The 18,161-nt window shown below is 68.4% G+C and carries 19 protein-coding genes; 14 read left to right on the plus strand and 5 right to left on the minus strand.

Annotation, left to right across the window (positions count from 1 at the left end; genetic code table 11):
* Nucleotides 1–390: 390 nt before the first annotated feature.
* From AC25YV_RS10620 to AC25YV_RS10670, 11 genes are all read left to right on the plus strand, one after another.
* Nucleotides 391–1,176 carry a DUF6801 domain-containing protein gene (locus tag AC25YV_RS10620; RefSeq protein ID WP_488123821.1) on the plus strand — a complete coding sequence of 262 codons (786 nt, stop codon included), beginning with the start codon at nt 391–393 and terminating at the stop codon, nt 1,174–1,176.
* Between the two features lie 8 nt (nt 1,177–1,184).
* Nucleotides 1,185–2,099, plus strand: a complete 915-nt coding sequence (locus AC25YV_RS10625; protein WP_488123822.1) for a L,D-transpeptidase — start codon at nt 1,185–1,187, stop codon at nt 2,097–2,099.
* Between the two features lie 114 nt (nt 2,100–2,213).
* Entirely contained in the window at nt 2,214–2,339 is a 126-nt protein-coding gene (locus tag AC25YV_RS10630) for a hypothetical protein (RefSeq protein WP_488124054.1), read from the plus strand.
* Between the two features lie 211 nt (nt 2,340–2,550).
* Entirely contained in the window at nt 2,551–3,528 is a 978-nt protein-coding gene (locus AC25YV_RS10635) for an acetylxylan esterase (protein WP_488123823.1), read from the plus strand.
* Nucleotides 3,529–4,155: 627 nt separating this feature from the next.
* Entirely contained in the window at nt 4,156–4,824 is a 669-nt protein-coding gene (locus tag AC25YV_RS10640) for a hypothetical protein (RefSeq protein WP_488123824.1), read from the plus strand.
* A gap of 106 nt (nt 4,825–4,930) precedes the next feature.
* On the plus strand, nt 4,931–5,539 hold the full coding sequence (locus AC25YV_RS10645) for a copper resistance CopC family protein (RefSeq protein ID WP_488123825.1): 609 nt from the start codon (nt 4,931–4,933) through the stop codon (nt 5,537–5,539).
* A 32-nt stretch (nt 5,540–5,571) separates the two neighbouring features.
* Nucleotides 5,572–6,117: a copper chaperone PCu(A)C gene (locus AC25YV_RS10650; protein ID WP_488123826.1), complete on the plus strand. Its 546-nt coding sequence runs from the start codon at nt 5,572–5,574 to the stop codon at nt 6,115–6,117.
* Entirely contained in the window at nt 6,114–7,343 is a 1,230-nt protein-coding gene (locus AC25YV_RS10655; RefSeq protein ID WP_488123827.1) for a Dyp-type peroxidase, read from the plus strand. Before AC25YV_RS10650 ends, AC25YV_RS10655 begins: the two co-directional genes overlap by 4 nt.
* 134 nt (nt 7,344–7,477) lie before the next feature.
* Entirely contained in the window at nt 7,478–8,599 is a 1,122-nt protein-coding gene (locus tag AC25YV_RS10660) for an acyltransferase family protein (RefSeq protein WP_488123828.1), read from the plus strand.
* Nucleotides 8,596–9,069, plus strand: a complete 474-nt coding sequence (locus AC25YV_RS10665) for a hypothetical protein (protein WP_488123829.1) — start codon at nt 8,596–8,598, stop codon at nt 9,067–9,069. The genes AC25YV_RS10660 and AC25YV_RS10665 overlap by 4 nt, the downstream gene beginning before the upstream one ends.
* A 47-nt stretch (nt 9,070–9,116) precedes the next feature.
* Nucleotides 9,117–9,503 carry a DoxX family protein gene (locus AC25YV_RS10670; protein ID WP_488123830.1) on the plus strand — a complete coding sequence of 129 codons (387 nt, stop codon included), beginning with the start codon at nt 9,117–9,119 and terminating at the stop codon, nt 9,501–9,503.
* On the opposite strand, the gene AC25YV_RS10675 is transcribed toward AC25YV_RS10670, so the two are convergent.
* Nucleotides 9,493–10,644: a polysaccharide deacetylase family protein gene (locus AC25YV_RS10675; protein ID WP_488123831.1), complete on the minus strand. Its 1,152-nt coding sequence runs from the start codon at nt 10,642–10,644 to the stop codon at nt 9,493–9,495. The two genes, AC25YV_RS10670 and AC25YV_RS10675, sit on opposite strands and share 11 nt — an antisense overlap.
* 155 nt (nt 10,645–10,799) lie before the next feature.
* Between AC25YV_RS10675 and AC25YV_RS10680 the strand changes: the two genes are divergently transcribed.
* Together AC25YV_RS10680 and AC25YV_RS10685 are read left to right on the plus strand one after the other, a co-directional pair.
* On the plus strand, nt 10,800–11,819 hold the full coding sequence (locus AC25YV_RS10680; protein WP_488123832.1) for a hypothetical protein: 1,020 nt from the start codon (nt 10,800–10,802) through the stop codon (nt 11,817–11,819).
* Between the two features lie 13 nt (nt 11,820–11,832).
* Nucleotides 11,833–12,198: a PLDc N-terminal domain-containing protein gene (locus tag AC25YV_RS10685; RefSeq protein ID WP_488123833.1), complete on the plus strand. Its 366-nt coding sequence runs from the start codon at nt 11,833–11,835 to the stop codon at nt 12,196–12,198.
* Between the two features lie 3 nt (nt 12,199–12,201).
* On the opposite strand, the gene AC25YV_RS10690 is transcribed toward AC25YV_RS10685, so the two are convergent.
* A complete protein-coding gene (locus AC25YV_RS10690) occupies nt 12,202–13,056 on the minus strand; it encodes an oxygenase MpaB family protein (protein WP_488123834.1) in 855 nt (284 codons plus the stop codon).
* A gap of 92 nt (nt 13,057–13,148) precedes the next feature.
* Entirely contained in the window at nt 13,149–14,249 is a 1,101-nt protein-coding gene (locus tag AC25YV_RS10695; RefSeq protein WP_488124034.1) for a class I SAM-dependent methyltransferase, read from the minus strand.
* Nucleotides 14,250–14,340: 91 nt separating this feature from the next.
* On the opposite strand from AC25YV_RS10695, the gene AC25YV_RS10700 reads away from it, so the two are divergent.
* Complete coding sequence (locus AC25YV_RS10700; protein ID WP_488123835.1) at nt 14,341–14,805, plus strand: DUF3817 domain-containing protein; 465 nt, start codon at nt 14,341–14,343, stop codon at nt 14,803–14,805.
* On the opposite strand, the gene AC25YV_RS10705 is transcribed toward AC25YV_RS10700, so the two are convergent.
* Both AC25YV_RS10705 and AC25YV_RS10710 read right to left on the minus strand, forming a co-directional pair.
* On the minus strand, nt 14,777–17,077 hold the full coding sequence (locus tag AC25YV_RS10705; protein ID WP_488123836.1) for an ATP-binding protein: 2,301 nt from the start codon (nt 17,075–17,077) through the stop codon (nt 14,777–14,779). The two genes, AC25YV_RS10700 and AC25YV_RS10705, sit on opposite strands and share 29 nt — an antisense overlap.
* A 47-nt stretch (nt 17,078–17,124) precedes the next feature.
* Nucleotides 17,125–17,961, minus strand: coding sequence for a class I SAM-dependent methyltransferase (locus AC25YV_RS10710; protein ID WP_488123837.1), 837 nt, complete (start codon nt 17,959–17,961; stop codon nt 17,125–17,127).
* Nucleotides 17,962–18,161 lie beyond the last annotated feature (200 nt).

Consider the following 18,161-nt stretch of genomic DNA (forward strand, 5'->3'; position numbering starts at 1 on the left):
GCAGAAGGATTACCAACGGCTACACCACGCATTGGGGCTTGACCGGTGAGCAAAGTGTCACATATGAGCGAGTTGGTCAGCGCATACCCGCTATTTAGGGCAGCAGAGTACTTCCGTAAGTGTGGCTGAGAGCGTCTTCACCCGAGGGTGATCTTCATTGTCACCCGGGTGATCTCTGCACTGCCCGATATGCCTAGTTGTCAGAAGGCTGAGTGTGGTATTTCGCTGCTATTTGCTTTCTTGCATGCACGCGCGAAATGCTGCAAATATGCACGTGATTCTGCGGACGACGCGAAACCAGACGTGCATGTGCCGGCCCGCTTCAGCTATCGCCGCTCTGACATGATCGGCATCCATCCGGGTCTGTGATTGCGAATTAACAAGGGGGAGGTGGCCACTTCCATTTCACCCAGCGTGCAGATACCTTCGGCCAACACGGACCGGCTTTTCATTGGCGGACGACCGAACACACAGGGAGCGAACGTGGAGATCAAGGATAAATGCGCGCACAAGACACGCCGAATGGGAGTTATCGCTGTTGCGGCTCTCGTCGTTAGCGGCGGCTTCTGGTTGGCGGCACCTGCGAGCGCGCAGACTGTGCACGCAACGTTCGACGTCTCCTGTACTCAGGGGTATGTCAATGAGGGGAACCCATTCGCGGTTGGTGTCGAGGTCGACGTGATTCTGCCGGACACGATCCATGCTGGAGACACTGTCTATCCCGAGGTCACCGTAGACCTCGAGCTGCCTGCCGAGGTCACCGAAGCCATCCTCGACAACGGTTACCAAACCATGGAAGGCTTCGTCAATGTCACGGTGGACATCACCGCGCCGGACAACACGTCAAGCCCGCTGACAGCAACGAACTTTCCGTTGCCTCTCACCACCGTCCCTGACCCGGCAGCACCATTTCCGATCGTGGCCTCGCCATCCTTTCCGGCGTACACGTTCGGCCCGTCGGGTAGCTACCTGATTCACGTACAGGGGTCGGCGGTGACCATCACGGGGGTTACCGTGAGCGAGCCCGGCGGCGGCACCTTCACGTTGGGTGACTTCGGTTGCACCGTGGACGGAATTATCGAAGTGGGAGCGATCGAAGTGCAGGATCCGTCACAACCTGCTCCGCCGGCACCGGACCGCCCGAGCCGACCGGCGCTACCAGTGGTTTCCGGATAGCAATCGCGATGAACACTCTCGGCGGCCTGGGCTTGCGCGCACGGCATGCAAGCCCAGGCTGGCGGAGGCTCCCACCGTCTGGTGTTCTTGCGCTCGCCCTGATCATGATGCTTGCCAGCTGCGCGAACCCGGCGCCCGTCGCCGAACGTATGAACCAGGACGCCTTTCGTGACCAACCCACGCTCGCGCCGAAGGCTCCACTCAGCGACGACCAGATCGCGCTTCTGCCTGAAGCCTCCTACGACGCCGTGATCCCCGGACTACTTACCTACTCCGATTCGGCTCGGACCTCCGCAACCGCATACATGGTCGAGTCCGATGTGCCACTCTTTGGAGCGGATCGCTCTGAACCTGTTGCGCGGTTCGCCGCGGTGAACTTTCTCGGCGAGCCCTCAGTGCTGGTAGAGATTCTGAGACAAGGTGACTGGTCGTTGATACTCACGCCATCACGTCGCGAGCTACCCTCACAGCGCTCCGCCAGCGCTTCGACTCCGCCCGCGGCGCAGACCGCAGCATGGGTACGTAGCGATAAGCTCCGCAATCCGCGCCCGATCACGTCGCAGATCGTTGTCGTCGTGTCTGACGAGACGCTCACCATCCTGGAAGGTGACGCCGTTCAACACGTGTTCGAAGTGGGTGTAGGCACTCCAGAAACCCCGACGCCGGTCAACGTCTTGGGGTATCTGCAGGCCCAATACCTGGACCCCGCCCAACAGCAGGACACGCACCGAATCCAGCTGACGTCTTTGCACGCAACCGCTGCTGATGAGCCATACGGAGGGAGTGTCGGCGGGCTGATCGGCATTCATTATCAACAAGTGGCCCGCGGTGCGGTTTCCCACGGATGCCTCCGCCTCGGCGCGGAAGCCATTGAAGCCGTCGACGCTCTTCCTTTGGGGACGCTCGTCACGATCCTGCCGTGACGCGTCGGCGCCATGGCGACGTGGTGAATCGGGCGTCACACGTGCCCACATTTTGCCCACGAACGTCCGCGGTTAGCGGGTTACCGAGTGGGTGAGTGTGCGGCGAAATGCCGCGTGATTCCGCGGCAGACGCCGCCACGACAACCCAATGTCCAGAACCGCGACTTCTTCTCGGGATCCGGTTCGTCGTACGTCATCGGCAAGGCCGAAGCGACCGAAGACGACGACTGGGACTTCTAGAAGCCTTCGCGGCGCCGCGAGTCGCCGTTTGCGCGCTGACGCAGTCGTGGCGGGACGCCCCGTCGTGGGACGAGACGGCTACGCCGGCCCGAGTTGCACAAGGCACTGCGCGCGGTTTGGGAAAGCCCCAGGCAAACCTCGGCCGTGACGGCGGACGCCGCCGTAGCTAGGCTCGACCCACGCCGCCGGAGGCGTCACCGGAAGGATCGCCGTGCCACGCTTCGACCTGCCCGAATCCGAGTTGCGGACCTACCGGCCTGAGGTCCGCGAACCTGCCGACTTCGACGACTTCTGGGAGCGCACGCTGACCGAAGCGCGGGCGGTCGGCGACGCCGCCGTGCTCACCCCCGTGGCCACGGCGCTGCGGCACATCGAGGTGTACGACCTCGTCTTCCCTGGCTTCAGCGGCGACCCGATCCGCGCCTGGTACCTCCGCCCGGCGGGCGTCACGGGACGCCTGCCCGCGGTCGTCGAGTTCCTCGGCTACGGCGGCGGTCGCGGCCTGCCGCACGAGCGCCTCGCGTGGGCGGCATCCGGTCGTGCACACATCGTCATGGACACGCGCGGGCAGGGCGCCACATGGGGCGGCGGCGGGGACACCGCCGATCCGCACGGCACCGGTCCAAGCGTGCCGGGACTCATGACCCGGGGCATCGAGGACGCCGAGGACTACTACTACCGCCGGCTCATCACCGACGCCGTCCGCTGCGTGGACGCGGCGCTCGGTCTCGACGGCGTCGACCCGGACCGGGTGGCCATCACGGGCATCAGTCAGGGTGGCGGGCTCACCGTCGCGGTGAGTGGCCTTCACCCGCGGCTGGTCGCCGCGATGCCGGACGTGCCCTTTCTCTGCCACTTCGAGCGGGCGGTGGGGATGACCGACACGGACCCCTACGCCGAGATCGTGCGCTATCTCGCCGTACACCGCGGCAGTGGTGATGCCGAGCGGGTGTTCAACACGCTCTCGTACGTCGACGGCGTCAACTTCGCGCGGCGGTCCTCCGTGCCGGCGCTGTACTCCACGGCGATCCTCGACGACACCTGCCCGCCGTCGACGGTGTTCGCCGCCTTCAACCACCTCGCCACCGCAGACCGCCGCATCGACGTCTATGGCTTCAACCGGCACGAGGGCGGCGAGGTCTACCGGTTCCCCGCGCAGGCTGCCTTCCTCGCCGCCCTCGGCTGCTGACCGGCGCGGCCTCAGGCGGCTGATCTCCGTGTCGCGGAGCGACGAGTCCCGACCACCCGGATGCTGCCTACCGTGCCAACCACTGCGACGACGCCGCACAGCGGCTGCCAAAGACGCATGTCACTGCCGCGGGCGGGTGACGTGCGGGTGAACTCCGATTTCACCCTTGTCGCTGGTTTCCCGCGGCGTCTACCGTGTGGCGTACAGAGAGGGTTGTCCCCAGCTTCCCTCTCACTTGGTGCACTGCCTGCTGCGAGAGCCGGGTCAGGACCGGTCAGTCAGCGGAAGGGCGGGCCCGGGTGACGCCAAGCGCCCGGGCCCACCGCACCTCGCTCGGGCTGACGGCCGCCAGGCGGAAGAGCGCCACTTCGGGTGGCGAGGACATCGCGGTGACCCGCCCGCGTCGTCTGTCATCGGCGAGGCCGCAGCCACCAAACCATGGGTGCCCGGCGTTCGTCGCTCTGAACGTGGTTGGTGGGCGCTGACGCGATTGGTAGCGTTGCGGGTGAAGTCTCGGCGCCGGCAGCGTCCCGTCGACCGCGACCCTTCACACCCGGAGCAGCGATCGACATGCAGAGTCGTACGAGAGAGAGCGCGCTTTCGCGCCCACCTTTCTGTGCGACCGGCGTGGATGACCTCGACTCCGTCTCTCTGATCCCTCCGGCGAACGATCACGTGCCGACGGGGAGCGCCACCCGGGCATCACGAGGCCCCCGTGTCCTGCGGGGTGTGCTGGCGGCATCCGTCTCGACCTTCATCGCCCTCTTGTCGCACGTCGCGGGGGGCGGCGAGATGCCCGGCTGGGCCGGTGTCATCGTGCCGTGGCTGCTCGCGGTCATGGTCTGCACGCTGCTGACCGGTCGGTCCCTCTCGCTGTGGCGACTGTCGGCCGCGGTCGTCGCGAGCCAGGCCCTGTTCCACGAGCTCTTCGTCCTGGGGATGTCGCGCGGGTCCGGTGCCTCGTCGCCGGCACTGTTCACCCATCACGTCACCGCGTCGACAACCGTGTCGGCGCCCGGAGTCGCGCCGGACGGAGTGACGATGTGGCTCGGCCACGCAGTCGCCGCAGTCGTGACGCTCGCCGTGCTGTACCGCGGCGAGCGCGGTGTCCGCCGGCTTCTCGCCCTGGCAGGTGACGTCCTGCATGCGGCGACCCGGCGCCTCGCGTCGGTCAGCGTCGTGCTCGCACCGCGCCGTATCGCCGCCGTCGCCATCGAACGGCGCGCGATGGCTCCGCTCGGATGGCACCCCTCTTCGCTCGCGCGGCGCGGGCCCCCTCTCTTCGTATCGGTCTGATCTCTCCTCCGGAATCCTTCGGAGGGTGACCCCCGTCGCCTGCTCCGTGAGCAGGTGACACTCGTCCGCTGCGTCACGACGTGACGCGTGATCGAAGAGGTTTGTCATGTCCCGTTTTCGCATGCTCGCGGCGGGGGTGGCTGTGGCGATGTTCGCGGTCTTGTCCGCGGCCGACCCGGCATCCGCGCACGACAAGCTCATCGCCAGTTCGCCCACGGCGGGCGAGGCACTCGCCGAGGCACCTGCGGCGGTGTCGCTGACGTTCTCGGGCGACGTGCTCACCACCGGCGCGGTCGTCGTGATCGTCGACGCCGAGGGCGCCGACTGGATCGCCGAGGCGCCCGTCCCCGAGGGCAACGAGGTCACCGCCGAGGTGCGTCCCGGAATGCCCGAGGCCGGATACGAACTGCGCTGGCGGGTCGTGTCGGACGACGGCCACCCGATCTCGGGCATCATCCCGTTCACGGTCGGCGATGGCGAGCCGTTGGCGCGCGCCACGGATGCGGGGTCAGGGGCCGGGGCGGTCGCACCCGATAAGGCGGGCGCACCCGAGAACGCCGGCGCACAAGAGAGTCAGGCCACACAGGAGAACCCCGCGCTGCGGACGGTTCTCATCGGCGCGGGCGGAGCGATCGTCGCGGTCGCCCTGTTCGCGCTCTTCCGATTCCTTCGTCGGCACCGATCCGGTGTCGACACCGGCGGCTCCCATCGATGAGTCGTCGAACCATCTGTGAAAGGCACACCCCCGTGATCATCAAGAAAAACATCGCCCTCCGCGCCGGGATCCTGCTCGCTGCGGCATCCTTCGCTCTCACCGGCTGCGCGTCGAGCGCCGCTCCCGCCCCGGAGCCCGCCTACGCCGAGACCGTTTCACCCGCCGCGGACTCGATCGAGATCGCCGACGCGTGGGTGAAAGCGGTCGACGGCGGGATGTCCGCCGCGTTCGGTGAGCTGACGAACAGCAGTGACGCCGACGTCACGGTCATCGGAGCCGAGGCGGCAGTGTCGCCGATGCTCGAGCTGCACGAGACGGTCGCCAACGACACCGGCGAGATGATGATGCGTCCGGTCGACGGCGGCTTCGTGATCCCCGCATCCGGAATGCTGACGCTCGAACCGGGGGGCAACCACATCATGCTGATGCAACTCACCCAGCCGCTGCACGCCGGAGACGAGCTCGCCCTGACCCTCCTCCTGTCCGACGGCTCCTCGTTCGAGTTCGTCGCCCCCGTGAAGGACTTCGCCGGAGCGAACGAGAACTACGACGGGGACATGGAGATGGACCACAAATGAGCCGCGGCCGGGACGACATTCCCGGCCGCCGCAGCGCGACCCGGCGACAGTTCCTCCTCGGAGGCGCTGTCGCCGGTGTCGGCGCAGCAGCGGCGGTCGGCATCGACCTCGTCGTCCGTTCACAGGACCCGGCGCCTGCCCCGGCGGCATCCGTGCCCCTCAACGGCGACACGACGGTCCCCTTCCACGGCGCCCACCAGGCCGGCATCGACACCGACGCGCAAGCGCACGGGGTCTTCCTCGCCCTCGATCTGCTGCCCGGGACCGATCGGGACGGACTGCGGCGGATGATGCGGATCCTCACCGATGACGCCGCCCGCCTCACACAGGGTCAGGGCGCACTGGCTGACACGGAGCCCGAACTCGCCGTCTCGCCCGCGCGGCTGACGGTCACGTTCGGCTTCGGCCCGGAACTCGTGAGCCGCGCCCAGGGAAAGGCGCCTTCCTGGCTGCGCCCCCTGCCGGCCTTCACGATCGACCGGCTGCAGCCGGAGTACAGCGACGGCGACCTGCTGATCCAGGTCGCCGCCGACGACCCGCTCACGGTCGCACACGCGTCGCGGATGCTGCTGAAGGATGCCCGCAGCTTCGCGACCCTGCGCTGGTCGCAGCAGGGGTTCCGTCGCGCGCACGGGACCGTGAAGCCCGGCACCACGATGCGGAATCTGTTCGGCCAGGTCGACGGCACTTCGAACGTCAGCCCCGGCACGCCGGACTTCGACCAGGTCGTGTGGAACACCGACGGGTGGATGGCCGGCGGAACAAGCCTCGTGATCCGTCGCATCGACATGAACCTCGACACGTGGGACCGCCTCGACCGAAGCGGCCGAGACCAGTCGGTGGGCCGCTTCCAATCCACCGGCGCGCCGCTGACCGGAACAGACGAGTTCGACGAGCCCGACTTCACGGCAACCGACGCGATCGGCTTCCCTGTGATTCCGGAGTTCTCGCACCTGCGGCGTGCACGCAGTGACAACCCCACCGAACGGATCTTCCGTCGGGCATACAACTACGACGACATGCCCGTCGCGGGGGAGATCTCGAGGGCCGGACTGATCTTCGTCTCCTTCCAGGCCGACGTCGATCGTCAGTTCACCCCGATCCAGCGGCGACTCGATGAGCTCGACCTGCTCAACGAGTGGACGACGCCGATCGGCTCGGCCGTCTTCGCCGTACCACCGGGCTGCGCGGCGGGCGGCTACATCGGGGAGGGCCTCCTGACGTGACCGCTCGGCCCCCGGTCGGTCGGGTTCTCCCGGATGCCCGCACATGATGCTTGTTCTCGCGGAACGCGCACCGCTATTGTGAGCGCACGTCGGCCGCGCATGGGGATTGCGGCTGCCGCTCATCTGGGGGAACAGTGCCGTTTCTTAAAGGCGCGCGCATCGAAGGACTCGACGTCCTGCGCGGCATCGCCATCTTGCTCGTGCTCATCCGGCATTCGTATCCGGAGGTGACAAGCGCGGGGGGATTGATCGGCGTCGTGGTGTTCTTCACCCTGAGCGGCTATCTCATCACGGGGCTCCTGATGTCGGACCTGCGGCGGTACGGAAAAGTGCGCTACGGGCGGTTCTATCGGAACCGCGCGATCCGCCTCGTTCCTGCACTGGTCTTCCTGCTCATCGGGTTCGTCATCGTCGAGGGGGTGCTCAACATCTCCGACACCCGCCCACAGGTGGTCCGCACGGTCATGGTCGCTCTCACGTACACGATGAACGTGCCGTTCTTCAGTCACGGCAGCGGCAATATGAGTCACCTGTGGACCCTCGCCAACGAAGAGCAGTTCTACCTGGTGTGGCCTCTCGTCTTGGCGATCGGACTGCGGTGGAAGCGCCTTCGGCTCGTTGTCGCTGTGACGGCCGTGCTCATCTTCGCCGGCAACTGTCTCTGGCTCACGCTCGTCGCCCCCGATTACTGGCTGACCTACAACGCTGTCACCACCTGGACGATCGCGATGGTCATCGGAGCGGCGGCGCAGCTCGGGCAGCATCACATCTCGCGTTACGTGTACGGGCGCCGTGCGACCGCCGGCGCCTGCCTGGGTGGGCTGGCGCTGATCGTCTATGCCGTCGTTCCGGGCGCGAAGGAGCTCCCCGCGACCTACTACGTCGGAGGAATCGTGATCGGTCTTCTGACCGTTGTGGTGCTGTGGAAGCTTCGCGATGTTCCCGTCGTGCCCCTGGCCGTGAAGCCCCTCCTGGGGCTCGGAGCGATCTCGTACGCCGCCTACCTCTGGAACTACCCCCTGACCTGGTGGCTTCGCGACGCGGGCTGGGAGTACTGGCGGATCGGCGCTTTCGTGCTGACGATCCTCGCGGCGACGGCCTCGTGGTTCCTGGTCGAGAAACCGTTCGACAATCTGAAGGCGGGACTCGATCGTCGCTCGACTGGCGACCCCCGAGCCGGTCTTCGCCGCCGAACCCGAGCACCGATGAGCCTCCGCGCCGACCCGCGCGGGAGCGCGATAACGTGGCAGGCATGAAGCGCCCCCTGTCTCTCGCCGCGGTCGCCCTCGTCTTCGTGCTCACCGGCTGTGCAGCGTCTGATCCCTCGCCGACGGCCACGCCGAGCGGAACCGCGACGGTGTCCGCCACTCCGACTCCGACACCGGCTACCGAGACACCTGCCGCCGAGACGCCGGCAGCGGATGCACCCACTGAGACAGCGCCGCCGGCCGACGCGCCGGCAGAGGGGGACACGCTGGCGTCTTTGAGCATCGTCGCCCCGGAAGCCACGGGCGTGCGGGAGACCGAACCGGGGCGGTGGGAGATCTCCACCAGCATCCCCACGCCGCGCGGCGAGCCGGGCAGCCCCGAAGCGCAGGCGGCTCTCGCGCTCTGCGAAGAAGCGGTTCGCCTCGGAGCGACCTCCGTCTCGGTCCTCGATGACACCGGCGCGGCGCTCGTTCTCTATGGACACCCCTCGTCGGGTGACGCCTGCACCGCGATGTGACGATGATCCGCGCCACGGATCTTCAGAGATGAGATGAGAGTGAGCCGATGAGGGCGATCGCACGCTGGCTGCTGGCCGGATCCATGGTTTTCGCCGGCATCAGTCACCTGTTCTGGGCGCGGAAAGAGTTCCAAGCGCAGGTGCCTGACTTCACGACCCGAGTCATGGACAAGGATGCCGTCGTCGTGGCATCCGGTGTCGTCGAGGTGATGCTCGGTGCGTCTCTGGTCGCACTGCCGCGCTCGCGTCGCACGCTCGGGGTGATCCTCGCCGCGTTCTTCATCGCGGTGTTCCCTGGCAACATCGAGCAGTGGCGCATGCGGCGTGACGGTTTCGGACTCGATACCGACCGCAAGCGCCTCGTCCGGCTGTTCTTCCAGCCCCTGCTCGTCGCGTGGGCGTTCTGGTCGACGCGCGACAGCGTCAGCCGATGAGGCCGATGAGCGTGTCGAGGCCCATCCCGTAGTTGATGCGCACCGTCGGCAGGGCGAGCTTGTCGGTTCCGATCGTCACAGAGCCCGGTTCGATCGTGCGGGCCAACTCCCAGCCGGCTTGCCGCAGTGCTTCTTTCGAGGTGTCGTTGTAGTGCCCGAAGGGATAGGCCATGACCTCCTTCACCCCGAGGGTCGCGCCCGACATCTCCATGTCGGCGACGATCTCGGGCACTGACCAGTTCACGATGCGTCCGTCGCCGTTCGCGCCTGCCTGGTGCATGTCGTGCGTGTGGGATCGGCGCAGCACGTAGGACGACGGCGCAGGATCCTGCCGGTAGGCCGTGACCATGAACGAGGTGGCGAGCACCTGGTGGGCGTCGATGACGGGCACGGCGAGATCGAACCACGACTGGTCGGCGTCGTCGTCGGTCACGATGACCGAGCGGTTGGGCAGGAAGAGTCGCCCGTCGATGAATGCGGAAAGCTCATCCCAGGTCGGCAGGTAGAAGCCGGTGGACGCGATGTAGGCCATGTGCGCCTCGAAATCCCCGATGTACGCGTAGTTGCCGCGCAGCCAGCCTGCTTCGCCCTCGGGCTTCGCGGTGAACTGGTGGTACATGAGGATCGGGATTCGAGCGCTCTCTGCGGCGTTGAGTTCGGGGGTCGTCCACGAGCCGTGCAGCGTGACCTGCTGGTCGGCGCAGACGACGGCCTCCGACCCGTTGACTCGCCCGGGCACCGCGTAGGCCGCGGCATCGGCCGGTGTCGCGTACCAGCCGGCGAAGACGGCGCCGTCCTGCGTGGGAATCGGCAGCCCGGTGTAGAGCGCCCCCTGGGTCTGCAGCATCGGGGGATCAGCGATCCCGGGGCCTGCGAAAGCGACGGAGCACGCGTTCGGGTCGTCGCTCGACGCGAGCAGCTGCTCCTGCGGCGTGAGTGGGGTGGGTGTGGGCGTCGGGGTGGGGGGAGGGCTGAGCGAGGGTGCTGAGGGAGAGGCTGTCGACGAACGGCCGGCGTCGGTCGCGGTGGCCATCATCGCGACGGCCACGGTCGCACCCACGAGGATGGCCGCCGCCCCCAGCACGGCGACCGTGATCGGTCGGCGGCGGTCAGGGCGAGGGGGGTGGGCGGTGCTGCTCAACGCGGTCCCTTCAGCGGCAATGTACTCCGGCGCCGCCCTGTCGGGAGGCATCCCGCAGATGACTGTGCGTCAGCACCAGTTGTACCGGAGTTCGAGGCGCGCCGCGCGACGCGCGTGCATCGGCCCTGAGCACCCGCCGCTCGAGCAAAGATCGCTTGACCCATCGGGCGTGGCAGGGCACGCTGGGCGACGAGATGGAAGCCAGCGCGGAACGTGTTCGAAAGCCCGCCCGATCAAGGGTCGCCGGAGCAGACGGATCGTTCATCGCGGGCCCGGCGATACCCGTCGCGAGCACGTCGCTGCAGCGCACGTATCGCTACGTCCGGCTTTCGCTCGTCGGCATCGTGGTGCTGCTGGCCGCCTCGCTCACGGCGCTGTGGATCGACAGCGGTCCGCTGGGCTCGGTGAGCGCGGCGTACTACACCGCCGCCGGACCGGTCTTCGTCGGCGGGGTGTTCGCCGTCGCGCTCGCGCTGCTCGTGCTGTCCGGACGCAGCTTCGGCCAGGTGTCTCTCGACCTGGCGGCGGTCGTCGCGCCCCTGATCGCGATCGTGCCCACACCGGTCTTCGCGGGGGATGTGCCCGGGCTCGCCGTGGAGTGCCCCGGCGGCGTCGAGCCGTGCGTGCCCGAGGCCTTCGCGCAGGCGGTCGGCAACGGCATGACGGCGTTGCTGGTCATCGGGGCCGTGGGCTGGGGGAGTGTGCTCGTGCTGGCGATCACCGAGCGCACGGTGTCCCGACGGCTCCCCACGCTCGTCGTCTCGGGGGCGCTCATCGCCGCCACGGCGGTGTGGTGGTTCGTGGCCCCCGACGGCTTTCTGCGGGTCGGTCACGTCATCGCGGCGGCCTCGTTCTTCGGGTTCATCGCGCTCGCCGCGCTCGCGTCCGCGATCGACGCCGGCCGTGCGCGTGCGTTCGGCTATCGAGCCGTCTATCTCGCGATCACGGTCGCGATCATCGCCGTGCTGCTGGCCCTGCTCGCGGTCGTCATCGTCGGCTCTCTCGGCGGAGGGGTGCCTGAGCTGTGGGGTGTCTCGCCGGTCTTCCTCGGCGAAGCCCTCGCCCTTGTCCTGTTCGCCGCTTTCTGGATCGCACAGACCGTCGAGACGTGGAACGATCCCGACCCGACGTTCCGCTCGGGGGCCGTAGGCAACCGGTTGTCGGCACAGCGCTAGGCTGTGGAACCTTATGCCTTTTATCTCGGTTCTCGTCGTCGGAGTGATGGTGTTCTCGCTCGTCGACATCATCCGTCGTGACGACTTCCAGGTGAAGCACCTGCCCAAGACGATGTGGATCATCATCGTGATCCTGCTGCCGATCATCGGCAGCATGCTGTGGTTCACGCTCGGTCGCGTGTATCCCGAAGACGGCCCGCGGATGCCGCGCACCGCGCCGCGTCCCCGGGCGCAGCCCGCTCCCGCACCCGCGCCCATCCGTCACGATGTGCGCACGACCGAGGAGCAGCTCGCCGCGCTCGAGAGGGAGATCGAAGAGGACCGGCTGCGAGCCGAACTCGCGCGGCGTCGGCGCGAGCAGTCCGGCGAGAACGCCTGACCGTCAGCGACGCGCGGGACGCACCTTGCGGTACGGGTGGGTCGTGACGCGCTTCGTGGCGTCGGCGATCGTGTCGGCGTAGGAACGTGAACGCCGGGCGATGCCCATCAGGCGCTTCGTCGTGCGGGCCGCGGCGCGCAGGTTCATCGGTCGCCCTTCGATGCCGTACAGCAGCAGAGCCCACTCCGGCAGCACCGACAGCACGCCGTCCTGCACGATGATCGTCGTCCACACCGTGATGGGGTTCCCCCGCAGTGACGGCGCGCGGAGCGCCCGGGTCACCTCGGCGGCCGGCAGGGTCAGCGCGAGCCAGCCGGTCTGCGCGTTGATGTACGACTCGAGGTCGGCGCGGGTGCGGGGCAGCAGCGCCTCGTCTTCGATGCCGACAAGACGCGCTGCGATCAGCTGCTCGACGATGAACTGCTCCTGCTCGGCCGGGGTCAGTTCGAGCCCGAACTCCTCTGAGACGCGCAGGAGCGCGTAAACGAAGGTGTTGTGGGTCCACGCGAGCCACTCGGGCTTGTCGGCCCGCAGCACCTCACCGGTGTCCGGCGAGGTCCACGTCGCGTGGGCGTGCATGCGGCGCACCGAGGCCGCGGCGGCGTCAGCATGCGCCTTGTCGCCGAACACGACGGTGTCGAAGTACCGCCCGGTGCGCTCGTCGCGTCCGGCCGCGTCGCCGTGCGACTCGGTCGCGGCGTAGAACAGGCGCATCATGCTCGGGTTGAGGGCCTGCATGATGAGAGCCGCCATTCCCCCCAGCTTCGACGTCGGGTCCGAGAAGATCCGCCACGAGATGCTCTCGGGGCCGAAATAGCCGTCGTCGGCGCGCTCGGCGTCACGGGGTGCAGCGGTCATCGTCATGGGGCCTCCAAAGGCGGAAAATGGACAGCATTTCCGACTTTATCGGCGCGCGGGATGCGAGCTCCGCCACCGCCTCGGACGGCGTGTCACCGACGCGTGGACGCGGTGACCGTGAACTTCGCGTTGCGCGCGACCTGACGGGTCGGACCGACGATCTTCTCGAGTGCGGCGCGGTAGCGAAGGCCCGAGTTGAACACGGTCCACAGCTCGCCGCCGGGGCGGAGCACCCGTGCGGCATCCTGAAAGAACCGCCGTGCGAGGTCTTCCGTCACGGCGCTTCCGCTGTGGAACGGCGGATTGAGCGCGATGAAGCCGGCGCTTCCCGCGGCAAGCGACCCGAGCAGATCGTCGCGCTCGACCCGCACGCGGTCTGCCACGCCGTTCGCGTCGGCCGTCGCGCGGGCCGAGGCGACCGCAGCCGCCGATTCGTCCGACGCGTACACGGTCAGGTCGGGGTGACGCAGCGCGAGCGCGGTCGCGACGATGCCTGTACCGCAGGCGAGGTCGATCGCCGGAGCCGTCACGCGTTCGGGCAGGTGCTCCAGCAGCAGCCTCGTGCCGATGTCGATCGACGTTCCGGCGAACGCGCCACCGAACGCGCAGACGATGAGGCCGTCGTGCTCCTGTCGGCGAGGCGTGGGGTCGTGCCCGTCACGCGGCCCGCGAGCCACCAGGACCCGTGACTTCTGCCGTGCGTGCGTCACGTCGAGCCGGTCGAAGTTCACCCGCAGTACATCGTTCATCGCGAGCGTCATGTGCTTGATGCGCCCGCCGGCGAAGACGACGACATCGGATGCCGCGTGGGCGGCGATGAGCGCGGCGATGTCGCGCAATGCGTCGAGCGAGCGGGGGAGGCGGACGAGCACGACGCGGGCGCCGTTCACGAGGGACGCGTCGAGGGTGTGCGAGGCGAATGCGTCCCGCAGCCCCGCGCGCTCGGCGTTGGCCCCGAGCGCGCGCTCGCCCGTCAGCGCATCCTGATGGACGCGGATGGCCTGGGCTCCCTGCGCGGCCGCGCCGAGGGTGAGGGCGCCGTAAGCGTCGCCGATCACGACGAGTTCACCGGGACCGAGGTCAGAGCGTGCGGCGGCGGACTCGTCCAGCAGCAGTCGGTCGGCCGCGTCGACCGCGACGAGTCCGGGTGCTTCGAGGTCGGGCCAGCGCCGCAGGTCGTCGAGCGAGAACATCACCGCTCCACGCTAACCCGCGGCATCCGGTGTCGTTCGCGTGTCACGCACGAACGTAGGGTGGAAGGCAAGCGCCCACCCGAGGAGACCCGTGTTCCGCACGCCCCAGACCCTGTTCCGCACGCTGGCGATCGCCGAGGCGATCTCGTGGACGCTGCTCATCACCGGTCTGATCCTGCGGGCGACGCTCGACCTGACCATCGCGACGACGATCGGCGGCGGCATCCACGGCTTCGTGTTCCTGTCGTACGGGGCGACGGCGATCCTCGTCGCGAAGAACCAGCGCTGGCGTCTGGGGCCGACGATCAGCGCCGTGGTGAGCGCCATCGTGCCCTACGCGACGATCCCGATGGAGATCTGGCTGCACCGCACGGGCCGACTCCGCGGAGCGTGGCGGCTGGAGCAGACGAACGACCCCCGAGATGCCGCGTGGCACGACCGGCTCATGCGGTGGTTCCTGCGCCGGCCGTGGGTGCTGGCGATCCTCTTGGCGCTCGCGGTGATCCTGGTGTTCGTCGCGCTGCTCATCATCGGCCCTCCGGGCGGACGGCACTGATCTCGGCGAACCTCGCGCGCAGGCCGGGCGGGCACGCCGCTTCGGCTGCTTCCTGACTCGAGAGTCGGGCGATCCGATCGAGCGCGGCCAGGGCCTCTGCCTCGTCGCCTGCGGCGTCGTAGGCGCTCACGAGGCTGCCGAGCGTGTCGACTTCGCGCGCATGATCGCCCGCCGAAACCGCGATCGCCAGCGCGTCCCGGAGGATCGGAATGCGTCGCCGCGGCTCGGGCGTGCGCGCGGCGCACAGCAGCAGCATCCGGTTCGTGCAGCGCAGGTCACCCAGATGCCGGAAGGTCTCTGCGAGCTCCGCCGGGTCGCCGGCCACCTCCAGTCCGAGGCATGCCTGCACCAGCCGAGCGTGCGCGAGTTCATGCTCGTTCACGGTGATCGCGGCATGCTCGACGCACTCCGCAGCCCAGCGCGCGGCGCGCTCGGGGTCGTGGCCGCTTTCGGCTGAGGTCAGCGCCATCATGTAGCGCACGTTGTTCACGTGTGTGTCGTCGCCCGCTCGCGCGAAGGCGCGCATGGCGGACTCGAACGACGAAAGCGCCGCCTGCAGGTCGGACGGGTCGGATGCCCGCTGCGCGATTCCGCGGAACTGGCGGATCGCCCCCAGCTCCCAGTCGTCGCCGGGGGCTTCGGCGAGCCGCTCGGCCTCGGCGAGGTGTCGCAGCGCTTCCGGCGAGTCAGACCGGTAGGCCGCCGCAAGGCCTGCCAGCTGATGCGCGGCGCGTGCTTCGTCGTCAGCGGCGATCGCGAGGGAGCGTTCGGCGAGGAGGGCGACCCGGTCGATGTCCGAGAAGGCGAGGGCGTTTCCGAGGACGAGAAGGTCTTGCGGCCGCATCGCGTCGAGGAACCAGTCCTGAGTCGACGCGGCCGCGATCAGGCTCATACTCTCGACGTCGGCTCCGTACTGCTCGACCCCGACCGCGAGCGATGACGCGAGGGCGACGGCGCTCGGATGCCGCGCCGCGAGCGACCAGCGAAGCGCCGCGTGGATCTCGGGGCACAGGGCAGCCGAGGTGCGGGCAGCGGCGGGGGTGCCGTCGGTGCGTGCTCGTGAGGCGAAGTCGCTCGCGATCCGCATCGTGTGGTCGGCGTGGCGCTCGAGCACCTCGCGGATGAGCGAGGGATCCGTGCGCGCATGCACGAACTCGCGCATGACCGCCAGCAAGCGAAAGCGCAGCGGCTCCTGCGAGTGCGGCACGAGGAGCGAGCGATCGAGCAGGCGCATGATGACGCTCTCGACGCCGGGGTGGGTGACGGCCTCGGCGAGGTCGACGTCGAACGTGCGGGGAAGGGCGGCCAGCCGCCGCAGCACTTCCTGCTCGTCGGCTGCCAGCAGATCCCACGTCCAGTCGAAGGTCGTCTCGAGCGTGCGATGGCGACCGTGCGGTGCCGCCCGGTCAAGGGTCGCGAAACCGCGCGAGAGCCGGGCGTCGAGCTGCGCGATCGGAAGATGGCGGGCGGCGGATGCCGCGAGCTCGAGGGCGAGCGGTAGGCCGTCCAGCCGCTGGCCGATGCGCTGGACGGCTGCGAGGTCCTCGGGGGTCAACGTGTAGCCCGCGGACTCGAGCCGATCGACGACGAGCGCGACGGCCGGGGCATCGGGGCCTTCGGTGGACAGGGGAGCGACAACGTGGACGACTTCGTCCTCGTCGCCCAGCGGGGTGCGCGATGTGACGAGGACGTGCAGGTCGGGGGCAGCATCGCACAGCCGCCGCACGGCTCGTGCGGTCGTCGCGCCGACCCGATCAGCGTTGTCGAGCACGAGCATGTACGGCCGGGCGGACAGGGCGACGCCGAGCTGGGCGCAGAGATCGCCGCGAAGTGAGCCCTCGAGGCCGAGGGCGTACGTGACCCTCGAGACGACATCGTCGGGTTCGGCGTGCTCGAGGTCGACGACGAGGGGGATGCGGGGCCCTGGGGACTTCGCGATCTCGAGCGCGAGCCTGGTCTTGCCCACGCCGCCGGGCCCGACGATCGTCACCCACCTGCCCTGGCGAAGAAGCTGCTCGAGCCGCGCGAGATCGCGACCCCTGCCGCGCAGCGTGTTCGTCGGGACATGCACCGCGGCCGCTCGGCGCTCGCGGGCCGCTTCGAGCAGCTCCGTCCGCGCATGGGCGTCGAGCTTGCGGCGCAGACTCGCGATGTGACTCTCGACCGTGCGCACCGAGATGAACAACTCCGCGGCGATCTCGGAGTTGTTCAAACGCCGCTCTACGGCTGCCAGCACCGCGCTTTCGCGCGGAGTGAGGGGCGGGCCCAGCACGCCGCTCAGTGTAGTCACGCCTGACGTCAGCGGAAGGGGGGCGATGCTCAGCAGACGCGGGCGGTGACCAGCAGGTACTCCCATTCCATGGATCCGCTCTCGCCCAGAGCGCCGTCGGCGTGGGCGACGAGCGCGGCATCGAGGGCTGAGCTCTGTGCCGCATCGTCGGCGTTGCGGTTGTACACGGCGATCGTCGGGCCGTAGTTCGACGCGAAGTACGCGCGGAACTGCTCTCCGTCCGAGAAGTGGTCGATTCGCACCGTGTCGCGTGACACCTGCACGTCGTCGACCCGGTCGCCGAGCAGCGCACGCACATACTCCTCGTCGCCCCAGAGAGGAGCGGGCTGCGCTCCTTCGGGCAGGGGCGCCGCGAACGGCTTCATGACGGCGAACATCCGCCCGATGAACCCCTCGGGCGTCCAGTTGAGCAACCCGATGCGCCCACCCGGTCGGGTCACGCGGACGATCTCGGCGGCGCTGCGGTCATGGTGCGGGGCGAACATGATGCCGACCGTCGAGAGCGCGACGTCGAAAGCGTCGTCTTCGAACGGCAGGGCCTCGGCGTCAGCGGGGATCCATTCGAGCTCCGCGCCCGCCGCCTGTGCCAGGCGGTGACCCTCGTCGAACAGCTCCGGGGTCAGGTCGCTCGCGACGACCGTCGCGCCGCGCAGCGCAGCGGGGATGGCAGCGTTGCCGCATCCGGCGGCGATGTCCAGCACGCGCTCGCCGGGGCGGATGTCGACGGCCTCGACGACGCGTCTGCCGAGAGGCCAGACGAGGTCGGATGCGACGCGGGGGTAGTCCCCGGATGCCCACATCGCGCGGTGCTTGGCCTTGAGTGCCCTGTCGGCCTCGCTGATCGTGGTGGTCTGCAGATCGGTCATGTCCTTCTCCTTCGTCTCGGTGACACCGATCCAGCATCGTCCCGTCGCCGGATCGGCACATCCGTGCTCCGCACGGACATTTCGGAGCGTTCGGTGTGAGCGATCAACGCGGGGAATATGTCGGCACGCCATTCGTTGAACTTGATACGACTCTGCTCAACTTTGTAAGTTGATAGCGCTCTACTCAGGTTTGACCAGGA

The sequence above is a fragment of the Microbacterium sp. Y832 genome (assembly GCF_057669765.1).